The organism is Flavobacterium sp. (genome assembly GCF_020217025.1).
Taxonomy (GTDB): domain Bacteria; phylum Bacteroidota; class Bacteroidia; order Flavobacteriales; family Flavobacteriaceae; genus Flavobacterium.
The window spans coordinates 1-10,000 of the sequence record NZ_JAIWOF010000213.1; the positions used below are offsets into that span (position 1 = coordinate 1).

The following is a 10,000-nucleotide window of genomic DNA, read 5'->3' on the forward strand; positions in this document are numbered from 1 at the left end:
TAGGTTTTTCTCCATACTTTCTAAATCATTGTGCTTGTAAGTGAAACGTTTTCCCATGTGTAAACGTACACCATCAATAATACAAGCGTGAGAATCTACATCGTATACAATGATATCGTTTTTGGTTACTAAAGCATCAATAATAGATACCATTCCTTGGTAACCAAAGTTTAATAAATAAGCTGATTCTTTCATTACAAAAGCAGCTAATTCATTTTCTAATTGTTCGTGATATTTAGTATGACCACTCATCATACGAGCTCCCATTGGGTAAGCTGCTCCATATTGAACTGCCGCATCAGCATCTGCTTTACGCACTTCTGGATGATTGGCTAAACCTAAATAATCATTCAAACTCCAATTTAAAATATCTTTTCCATGAAATTTCATTCTTGGACCCAACTCTCCTTCTAATTTAGGAAACACATAATATCCTTCTGCTTGTGAAGCCCATTTTCCTAACGGACCTTTATTGTTCTGAATTCTTTCGAATAAATCTTTTACCATGATATATAATAGGTGTTAAAAACGAAGCAAAAGTATAAAGAAAAAAGTTTTTATTATAATTTATTTAGAAGTAAAAAATGGAAGTAAAAAAAAATAAATTAAAAAAGGGCTTGTATATTTCATAAATGGGCTTACATTTGCACCGAACGACACAGAAATGTGGTTACACGTTCACCGTAAAAGTCGATCGCTCCAGATCGGCTTTTATACTTTATAGGCATTTCAACAAGATTAATCTACCTCGTAATGTTTATTTAACGATTGTAAATACTTTTTCGTTTTATCGTATTTTACTTTTCTTTCTTCTTCATCCAAGAAACTATAATTATCAACTCCATCTTTAATGTTTTGCATTAATTGAGATGCTATGGCTTTACCTTTTTCAAAAGAATTTATTCTATAATAACTTTCAATTATTGAATAAGCATCAAAACTAAAATATGCCAAATTATTAGGATAGATTCTTAAACATTCATCTAAAATTGACTCAGCTTTTTGGAAATTATCATGTTCAATATAGTAATTTGCTAATCGATTATAAATTAATCTAAAATCCATAATAAGTTGACGTTCCTCAACAGGCAAATTGACCTTATTTGTAAAATTATACATCTTGGCCATATTATCTTCTAATTTAATAGGAGAAACAAAACCAATTTCATCATCTGAAGTTATTCCTTCATTTGAAACTAATTTGTAAACTAATCCTTCAAATTGCAAATATTTAGACAAACCTAAATAATTATCGTGTGAATTATTAGTAGCAAAATAAATTGGCCTTTTCCACTTATTAGTTGCAATAATATCTAATAAAATCAAATGATTTCTGTAGAGTGCGTTTTCATTAATACTCCAATTTAAAACTTTAGTGTTATGGCTTAATTTAAAATTATTTGAAAAAACAGCTTTATATACATTAGAATTACCTTCAACAATATTTGATTCATTTGAAACAATTTTACTTAAATCATCAATTGAAATAAAATCTTCAGTTCTAAAATTAAAAAGTAAAACTTCACTCAATCTATCTTTAATAAATTCATTACCTATCGATAATCTAATTCCTTCTGAATCCAAAACACGATTTTTCATCATAATTACATATCTACTATCTTGTAGCAAACTTGTGTTTACAATTAAAACATCTTTACGGTAATTATTCTTTACTTGATAAATCAACAAGGGAAAAGTATCATTATCTCCAACTGTGAATAATATGCCGTTTTTTTCACAAGAATCCAACATGTATTTAGCATACATTTTATAATTTTCCGAATATAAATTTAAATCTTGAATTTGTTTCTCGGCTAACTCTTCATTCTGATAAATTCTAAGGTTGAGAAAATTACTTGCTATTTCATTGTAATACTTTATCCCTATTTGCCCTGGAATAGTTTCAAATTTTGGGTTTCTTTTATACAATTCCTTGTAACTATTAATAGCTTTATTTTGAAACGACAAATATCTTTCCAATTGATCATTAGTCATAGCATTTTTAGAAATGGGTAAATTCATATTAATTTTAGAATCGGAAAACTCAAAATTATTATTCAATAATCCACTTGCATAATTGGAATATGCATAGCCAAGAGAATACAATTCTAAATCAGTCAGCTTGTCTTTATTTTCATACAATCTTATTAAATCTTGGTCCCATCCAACATATCCATAATATTTAAGATTATCAAACCTAACTGTTGTTGTTCTACTAACGAAATTTTTAATAGCATCTTCATCAACTATTTTGTCAGGATTTGGAGGAAAACTAATAGTATTGTATTGTTTTTTATTACTATCCCAAAAAACTTCGCTAATAGTATCTTTAGATTGAGAATCTATAGTCGTAACCTTCCATCCAATTTCTCTTTTTTCTAAAAGTATTGTATTTATTGAATCGATGGAATCTGCTTTGTAATTTCTAAATAAATGATTAACAACTTCTGTGTATTTTGGAAATGACTCTTGAGAATAACTTGATATTGCTGAAATTAATATAACAATAAGGAGTTTTATTTTCATTTTAAAACTTTAATTTAGATTTGGTAACTCAATCTATTTATCAAATATAGAAATAATAATTAGTTCATTATATTTACACAAAATTTTTCCTCACATGAAACTCGTATTCGCATCCAACAACAAAAACAAAATTCAGGAAATTCAAGCTTTAGTTCCAAATACTATTCAAATTGTAAGTTTGGAAGATATTGGTTGCACCGAAGATATTCCAGAAACCGCCGATACGATTGAAGGAAATGCCATTTTAAAAGCCAATTACGTTACCGAGAAATATGGTTATAATTGCTTTGCAGATGATACAGGGTTAGAAGTTGAGGCTTTAAATGGTGCACCTGGAGTTTATTCTGCTCGATATGCAGGCGAACAAAAAGATGCGAATGACAATATGGATAAACTTTTATCGGAATTAAGCGACAAACCGAATAGAAAAGCAAATTTCAAAACAGTTATAGCTTTAAATCTTAACGGAAAACAAAACCTATTCACAGGAATCATCAACGGAAAAATCATCGAAGAAAAAATCGGAACCAACGGTTTTGGTTACGACCCAATTTTTGTAGCTGAAGGATATGAAAAAACCTTTGCTGAATTAACTATGGAAGAAAAATCAACCATTAGCCACAGAGGAATTGCCGTAAAAGAACTTATTCTTTTCTTGCAAAAACAGAGCCTATAGGTAAACTCCAATTGTACTTAAAGGCTATTAATCGGAATGTAATGATGAAAATGGCAACTGTTAGCGAAATTACTTCACCTTGCACTTGTAACTCTTGCAATAAGAAGAACAAAATTCCGCCAGCAATACAAAGCGTTGCATAAATTTCCTTTCGGAACAAAACCGGAATTTCATTACACAAAATATCGCGAATTACACCACCAAAAGTCGCTGTCAAAGTTCCTAAAATCACACAAACAACAGGACTTAATCCATACTCTATTCCTTTTTCCAAACCGATTAAAGTAAAAACTCCTAATCCAATCGTATCAAATAGTAACATTGAAATTCGCAAACGCTCTAAATACCGATTGAATATTATAGAAAGTATAAAACCTAAAGTAATGATGTAAATATAATCGATATCTAACATCCATCCTACTGGCGTTCTTCCTATCATGACATCGCGAACCGTTCCTCCACCTAAAGCGGTAACAAATGCAATACAATATACACCAAATAAGTCCAGCTTCTTATAAATTGCAGTCAAAGCACCTGAAATAGCAAATACTAATGTTCCGATAATATCTAACAGTTCAAACATCTTATATCATTTCTTACAAAAGTACTTCATTTTGCAATTTTTCTATCCCGAAATTAACTATAAAACATTTTTTATAAAATCTGTGAAAAACATCAAAATCATAACAAATTGAAAATCAATTAGTAACAAATTAGTTAATCTGATTTATAAAGCGTACCTTTGCACCCAATTTAAAATATTTTATGAATAAATTTGAACAATTAGGATTGAATGAGTCGCTACTGCTGGCGATTAAAGATCTAGGATTTGAGAATCCGTCAGAAGTACAAGAAAAAGCGATTCCAGTACTATTGGAACAAAACACAGATTTAGTTGCCCTAGCGCAAACAGGTACAGGGAAAACCGCAGCTTTTGGTTTCCCGCTAATTCAAAAAATTGATGCTGAGAACAAAAATACTCAAGCCTTAATTTTATCGCCAACACGTGAATTATGCTTACAAATCACCAACGAGATTAAATTATACTCAAAGTACATAAAGGGGTTACATACTGTGGCTGTTTATGGTGGTGCAAGCATTACAGAACAAGCTAGAGAAGTTAAACGTGGTGCACAAATTATTGTGGCTACACCAGGTAGAATGCAAGACATGATTAACAGAGGTCTTGTAAACATTAAAAACATCGATTTTTGTATCTTAGATGAGGCAGATGAGATGTTAAACATGGGATTCTACGAAGACATTTGTTCCATTTTATCGGACACACCAGACGAGAAAAACACTTGGTTATTCTCTGCAACAATGCCAGCTGAAGTAGCGCGTATTGCGAAACAATTCATGTCGAGCCCAGAAGAAATTACGGTTGGACACAAAAATTCAGGTTCGGCTACCGTTTCTCACGAATATTACGTAGTAAACGCAAGAGACCGTTACGAAGCTTTAAAACGTTTAGCTGATGCTAATCCTGACATTTTTTCAGTAGTTTTTTGTAGAACAAAACGTGATACACAAGCAGTTGCTGAAAAATTAATCGAAGATGGTTATAACGCAGCGGCTTTACACGGAGATTTATCGCAAGCACAACGTGATGGCGTAATGAAATCGTTCCGTGGTCGTCAAATTCAAATGTTAGTTGCTACAGACGTTGCAGCTCGTGGAATTGATGTTGATAATGTAACGCACGTAGTAAACTACCAATTACCAGACGAAATTGAAACGTACAATCACCGTTCGGGAAGAACTGGTAGAGCTGGAAAATTAGGAACTTCAATTGTAATCGTTACGAAAAGTGAAATCAGAAAAATACACTCAATTGAGCGTATTATCCAACAAAAATTCGAAGAAAAAACAATCCCATCTGGAATTGAAATCTGCGAAATTCAGTTATTACACTTAGCAAACAAGATTAAAGACACTGAAGTTGATCATGATATCGACACCTATTTACCTGCAATTAATGAAGTTTTAGATGGTTTATCTAAAGAAGAGTTAATTAAGAAAATGGTTTCTGTTGAATTTAATAGATTCATTAACTATTACAAAACAAAACGTGATTTAGCAGGTGAAAGAGGAAGTGATAGAGAAAGAAGTTCTGAACCAAGAGAAATTAGAGCAGGTGATCCAGTTCGTTATTTCATCAACATTGGAGCAAGAGACGATTTCGATTGGATGCAATTAAAAGATTTCATCAAAGAAACTTTAGATTTAGGCAGAGATGACGTATTTAAAGTAGACGTGAAAGAAGGTTTCTCTTTCTTTAATACAGATGGTGAGCATACTGACAAAGTAATGTCTATTCTTAACGGATATGACATGAACGGTCGTAGAATCAACGTTGAAATTTCTAAAAACGACGGTGGCGGAAGACGCGATCACAACGGAAGAAATTCTGGTGGCGGAAGACGTGAAGGCGGATTTAGAGGAGAAAGAAGCGGTTCTGCTCCAAGAAGAGAAGGCGGAAGAGACGGTGGTTTCAGAAGCGATAGAGGTTCGGCTCCTAGAAGAGAAGGCTCAAGAGATGGTGGTTTCAGAGGTGAAAGAAGTAATGAAAGAAGCAGTTCGGCTCCAAGAAGAGAAGGCGGATTTTCTGACAGAGCTCCAAGACGTGCTGAAAGTGCTGGAGATTCATCAAGACCAAGAAGACCAAGAAGAAGCTAACGATTTTCGTTAATTTTCTTATAATTTTATAGAAAACTACAAAATATCCCCTTTTGATTCGTATTTTTGAATCAATAATTTAAAGGATGAGATATTTTGTAGTTTTTCTTTTTGTATTCATTTCTAATATTTGTTTTGCACAAAATGACACACTTGTAACAAATATTAAAGGTACCGTTATTCATAACGGAACAAAGCTTCCCATGGGCAATGTTCACGTAATCAATGCTTCACGTGTAAAAGGTACTGTAACCACCCCTAGTGGAATATTTGAAATTGGCGCAAAAGTAAACGACACTATATTGTTTACGTATTTAGGTTATGAAACTGTTAAAGTTAAAGTAACCAACGACTGGATTAAAGAAAACCCAACAAAAATCTACTTGAGTGAAAAAGCCTACGTCTTAGACGAAGTAGTTGTAGCAAAATACAATTTAACTGGTTATGTAGAAGTGGATACAAAATTAATACCCGTATCCGATGACGCTTATCGTTACAGCATTTCTGGATTAAAAGCAGGCTATGAAGGTGGTGAATACAAACCTGGAGCAATTGCAAAAGTTTTAGGTTCCATTTCAAATCCAGCCGACTTCTTATACAATGCATTCGGAAAACGACCAAAAGAAATGAAAAAGCTGAAAGAAATGAAGAAAGACGATACCGTTAGAAATCTTTTAGCTACTAAATTTGACAGAGAAACGTTAGCTGCTTTGTTAGAAATTAGTAAAGATGACATTCCTTTAATCCTTCAAAACTGTAATTATTCCGAATACTTTATCCAAACAGCAAACGACTTGCAAATCATGGATGCTATTAGCGCTTGCTATGAAGATTATAAAATCTTAAAGAAGAATAAATAATTCATTCCGAAACGTTTTCTTTTAATTCGTGAAACTTACGTTCAATAAACTCAATATCTTTTATCGATTTTCGAGTCCAATCTAAACGTTTTTCTAAAATTTCTTCTTCCGATAATTGCCAATCAATATTAGATTGTCTTAATCGATTCGTAATATCTTGGATAATAATCGCTGCAGAAACCGAAATATTCAAACTTTCGGTATAACCCACCATCGGAATTTTCAAAAATCCATCCGCTTGTTGAATTACTTCTTCCGATAATCCGTTTCGCTCGGTTCCAAAAAACAAAGCTGATGGGTTCGAAATATCAAATTCGTGCAACATACAAGAATCATTATGAGGTGTTGTAGCAATAACTTGATAGCCTTTTGCTTTCATTTCATCAATACAACTTTGAACGGTATTAAAACGATTCACATCTACCCATTTTTGAGCGCCCATTGCAATTTCAGTGTCAATTCGCTTCCCAAATTTTTGTTCAATTACATTCAATTCTTGTATTCCAAAAACTTCACAACTACGCATTACCGCACTAGTATTGTGCAATTGATACACATCTTCCATTGCAATAGTGAAATGTTTAGTTCTGTTTTTCAACACTCGTAAAAAGCCTTCTTTTCTATTTTCAGTTAGAAAACCTTCTAAATATGTTAACAACTCTTGATTAAAATTCTCCATATCGCAAAAATAATACTACTTTTTTTATTATTTTAGACAAAAAAAAAGAAAATTGCATGACACAAGAAGAACTTTTGCCCCTATTACTTAAAAAAGACGATAGGTCATTTACGCTACTCTATGATAATTATTCGAAGAGTTTGTACGGAATTATTTTCAATTTAATTAAAGATAAAGAAGAAGCAGAAGATGTGCTTCAGGAAGTTTTTGTTAAAATTTGGAAAAATATCGATACGTACAACACCTCTAAAGGCCGACTTTACACTTGGATGTTGAATATTGCCCGTAATACTTCTATCGATAAATTACGTTCTAAAAACTTTAACAACAATCAAAAAAACTTATCTACCGATAATTTCGTACATATACTTGACGATAACTCGAAGACCATCAACAAAATAGATGCGATTGGAATTAAAGAGTTTATCAAGAAATTGAAACCAAAGTGCATCCAACTAATTGATTTGTTGTTTTTTAAAGGGTATACCCAACAAGAAGCGTCAGATGAATTAGAGATTCCTTTAGGAACCGTGAAAACGCAGAACAGAAATTGTATGAATGAATTAAGACTAATGATCAATGAATAGTAGAGAATATATAGAATCAGGTATTTTAGAACTGTATGTATTTGGAAAACTTTCCGATGAAGAAATTGCGGAAGTCAATCAAATGGCAGCACAATATCCTGAAGTGAGAGAGGAAATTAAGGCTATTGAATCAGCAGTCATTAATTTATCACACAGTGTAGCACCTCATTTATCAGCAACGAATTTTGAAAAAATCAGAGCTGAGTTATTAGGAAGAAGCAAAGTCGTAACTATGAAACCACGTTCAAATTGGTCACAATATACGGGTTGGGTTGCAGCAGCAGTATTAGTGGTTGGTTTCGGACTTCAATTTTATAAATTAAATCATACTAACGAAACCTTAAATAATGTTTCTAATCAGAAAGACTTATTACAAGAATCGGTTGTAAATTTAGAATTGAAGAAGAAAGAATCAGAAGAAGTTTTAGCTATTTTAAGAGATACAAGTAACATTGCCGTAGCTTTAGCTGGACAACAAGTTGCTCCAAACGCTTATGCAAAAGCCTATTACAACAAAAACACAAAAGAAGTATATATTGATGCTTCTGGACTACCAACTCCTCCAGAAGGAATGGTGTACCAAGTTTGGGCGTTAAAATTAGAACCTGTTTTAACACCTACAAGTATTGGATTGCTTGATTCATACGCTACAAGTACTACAAAAGTAATTAAAGTAGAAAACGTAAATGAAGCACAAGCCTTCGGAATTACATTAGAACCAGCTGGCGGAAGTGCCGGACCAACAATGGAACAACTCTATACCTTAGGAAAAGTATAATATTCAAATGCGTCTTTATGGCGCATTTGTTTTTTAAAATTGCAAAAGATAAATGAAAAAAATTGTAGTACTAACAGGTGCTGGAATTAGTGCCGAAAGCGGAATCAAAACATTCCGAGATGCAGATGGCTTGTGGGAAGGCCATGATATTATGGAAGTAGCTTCACCATTGAGTTGGAAGAAAAATGCCGAATTAGTATTGGACTTTTACAACAAAAGAAGAGCCCAACTTTTAACAGTTATACCCAACAAAGCTCACGAAATTCTAGCCGAATTAGAAGCACATTTCAACATGCACATCATAACCCAAAACGTTGACGATTTACACGAAAGAGCTGGTAGCAACAAAGTGATTCATCTACATGGCGAATTATTAAAAGTGCGAAGCATTTCAAACGAAGACTTTGTAATCGATTGGAAACACGATTTAAATCTAGGCGATTTCGATTTAGAAGGCAATCAATTGCGTCCACATATTGTTTGGTTTGGTGAAGATGTTCCCATGATTGAATACACTATTGATGTAGTAGAAACGGCTGATATTTTAATCATTATCGGAACTTCTTTACAAGTATATCCTGCAGCAGGATTGATGAATTATGTGAATCAAAATGTCCCCGTGTATTATATCGATCCAAATCCAGCCACAATTTATGATTTACCAAATGAGCTAAAAGTATTACCACTAACCGCAGTTGAAGGAATGAAAATTGTGAAAGAAGAACTTTTAAATTTAAAGTAAAAAACTCGAAACTAATTACTCATAACTAATCACTAATTACTAAATTTGCACTTCTTTAAACAACACACAACAAAATGCAATTAACAGAATTAAATGCTATTTCGCCAATTGATGGTCGTTATAGAAGCAAAACTATTTCATTATCTCCTTATTTTTCTGAAGAAGCCTTAATTAAATACCGCGTACTGGTAGAGGTTGAATATTTTATTGCTTTGCGCGAAGCTGATTTACCTCAATTAGCCAAAATTGACAAATCAATTTACGATTCTTTAAGAGCGATTTACAAAAACTTTTCTACCGAAGATGCACTTTGGATTAAAGAAACCGAAAAAACAACGAATCACGATGTAAAAGCGGTAGAATATTTCATCAAATCGAAATTCGACGGTTTAGGATTACAAGAATTTAAAGAGTTTATCCATTTCGGATTGACTTCTCAAGATATCAACAATACAGCGATTCCGCTTTCTACA

General features: G+C 32.7%; 11 protein-coding genes. 7 read left to right on the forward strand and 4 right to left on the reverse strand.

All coding sequences use genetic code 11. The features are described 5' to 3' along the window. Both LDL23_RS11065 and LDL23_RS11070 read right to left on the reverse strand, forming a co-directional pair. A partial coding sequence (locus tag LDL23_RS11065; protein WP_291265757.1) for an aminotransferase class I/II-fold pyridoxal phosphate-dependent enzyme occupies positions 1–507 on the reverse strand: 507 nt, incomplete at its 3' end. Between the two features lie 231 nt (positions 508–738). Further along, complete coding sequence (locus tag LDL23_RS11070) at positions 739–2,526, reverse strand: hypothetical protein (protein ID WP_291265758.1); 1,788 nt, start codon at positions 2,524–2,526, stop codon at positions 739–741. A 94-nt stretch (positions 2,527–2,620) separates the two neighbouring features. Here LDL23_RS11070 and LDL23_RS11075 point away from each other — a divergent pair, with 94 nt between their 5' ends. Continuing rightward, positions 2,621–3,202, forward strand: a complete 582-nt coding sequence (locus LDL23_RS11075; RefSeq protein ID WP_291265759.1) for a non-canonical purine NTP diphosphatase — start codon at positions 2,621–2,623, stop codon at positions 3,200–3,202. On the opposite strand, the gene LDL23_RS11080 is transcribed toward LDL23_RS11075, so the two are convergent. Next, positions 3,171–3,785 (reverse strand): trimeric intracellular cation channel family protein, encoded by a 615-nt coding sequence (locus tag LDL23_RS11080; protein WP_291265760.1) that lies wholly within the window; start codon positions 3,783–3,785, stop codon positions 3,171–3,173. The genes LDL23_RS11075 and LDL23_RS11080 overlap by 32 nt on opposite strands. A gap of 182 nt (positions 3,786–3,967) precedes the next feature. On the opposite strand from LDL23_RS11080, the gene LDL23_RS11085 reads away from it, so the two are divergent. Together LDL23_RS11085 and LDL23_RS11090 are read left to right on the forward strand one after the other, a co-directional pair. Continuing rightward, entirely contained in the window at positions 3,968–5,881 is a 1,914-nt protein-coding gene (locus tag LDL23_RS11085) for a DEAD/DEAH box helicase (protein ID WP_291265761.1), read from the forward strand. An 86-nt stretch (positions 5,882–5,967) separates the two neighbouring features. Continuing rightward, a complete protein-coding gene (locus LDL23_RS11090) occupies positions 5,968–6,741 on the forward strand; it encodes a carboxypeptidase-like regulatory domain-containing protein (RefSeq protein ID WP_291265762.1) in 774 nt (257 codons plus the stop codon). Position 6,742: 1 nt separating this feature from the next. Here the strand turns inward: LDL23_RS11090 and LDL23_RS11095 are convergent, their stop codons facing one another. Beyond that, entirely contained in the window at positions 6,743–7,420 is a 678-nt protein-coding gene (locus LDL23_RS11095; protein WP_291265763.1) for an RNA methyltransferase, read from the reverse strand. Positions 7,421–7,476: 56 nt separating this feature from the next. Here LDL23_RS11095 and LDL23_RS11100 point away from each other — a divergent pair, with 56 nt between their 5' ends. From LDL23_RS11100 to LDL23_RS11115, 4 genes are all read left to right on the forward strand, one after another. Then, complete coding sequence (locus LDL23_RS11100; protein WP_231834856.1) at positions 7,477–8,007, forward strand: sigma-70 family RNA polymerase sigma factor; 531 nt, start codon at positions 7,477–7,479, stop codon at positions 8,005–8,007. Further along, a complete protein-coding gene (locus LDL23_RS11105) occupies positions 8,000–8,785 on the forward strand; it encodes an anti-sigma factor (RefSeq protein WP_291265764.1) in 786 nt (261 codons plus the stop codon). The genes LDL23_RS11100 and LDL23_RS11105 overlap by 8 nt, the downstream gene beginning before the upstream one ends. Positions 8,786–8,837: 52 nt before the next feature. Continuing rightward, positions 8,838–9,527: a Sir2 family NAD-dependent protein deacetylase gene (locus LDL23_RS11110; RefSeq protein ID WP_291265765.1), complete on the forward strand. Its 690-nt coding sequence runs from the start codon at positions 8,838–8,840 to the stop codon at positions 9,525–9,527. A gap of 74 nt (positions 9,528–9,601) precedes the next feature. Then, on the forward strand, positions 9,602–10,000 hold a 399-nt coding region (locus LDL23_RS11115), incomplete at its 3' end, for a lyase family protein (RefSeq protein ID WP_291265766.1).

Excerpts from the sequence above, each read along its gene's own strand:
- LDL23_RS11070 (WP_291265758.1), bottom strand. The coding sequence starts at position 2,526 with ATGAAAATAAAACTCCTTATTGTTATATTAATTTCAGCAATATCAAGT.
- LDL23_RS11075 (WP_291265759.1), top strand. The coding sequence starts at position 2,621 with ATGAAACTCGTATTCGCATCCAACAACAAAAACAAAATTCAGGAAATT.
- LDL23_RS11080 (WP_291265760.1), bottom strand. The coding sequence starts at position 3,785 with ATGTTTGAACTGTTAGATATTATCGGAACATTAGTATTTGCTATTTCA.
- LDL23_RS11085 (WP_291265761.1), top strand. The coding sequence starts at position 3,968 with ATGAATAAATTTGAACAATTAGGATTGAATGAGTCGCTACTGCTGGCG.
- LDL23_RS11090 (WP_291265762.1), top strand. The coding sequence starts at position 5,968 with ATGAGATATTTTGTAGTTTTTCTTTTTGTATTCATTTCTAATATTTGT.
- LDL23_RS11095 (WP_291265763.1), bottom strand. The coding sequence starts at position 7,420 with ATGGAGAATTTTAATCAAGAGTTGTTAACATATTTAGAAGGTTTTCTA.
- LDL23_RS11100 (WP_231834856.1), top strand. The coding sequence starts at position 7,477 with ATGACACAAGAAGAACTTTTGCCCCTATTACTTAAAAAAGACGATAGG.
- LDL23_RS11105 (WP_291265764.1), top strand. The coding sequence starts at position 8,000 with ATGAATAGTAGAGAATATATAGAATCAGGTATTTTAGAACTGTATGTA.
- LDL23_RS11110 (WP_291265765.1), top strand. The coding sequence starts at position 8,838 with ATGAAAAAAATTGTAGTACTAACAGGTGCTGGAATTAGTGCCGAAAGC.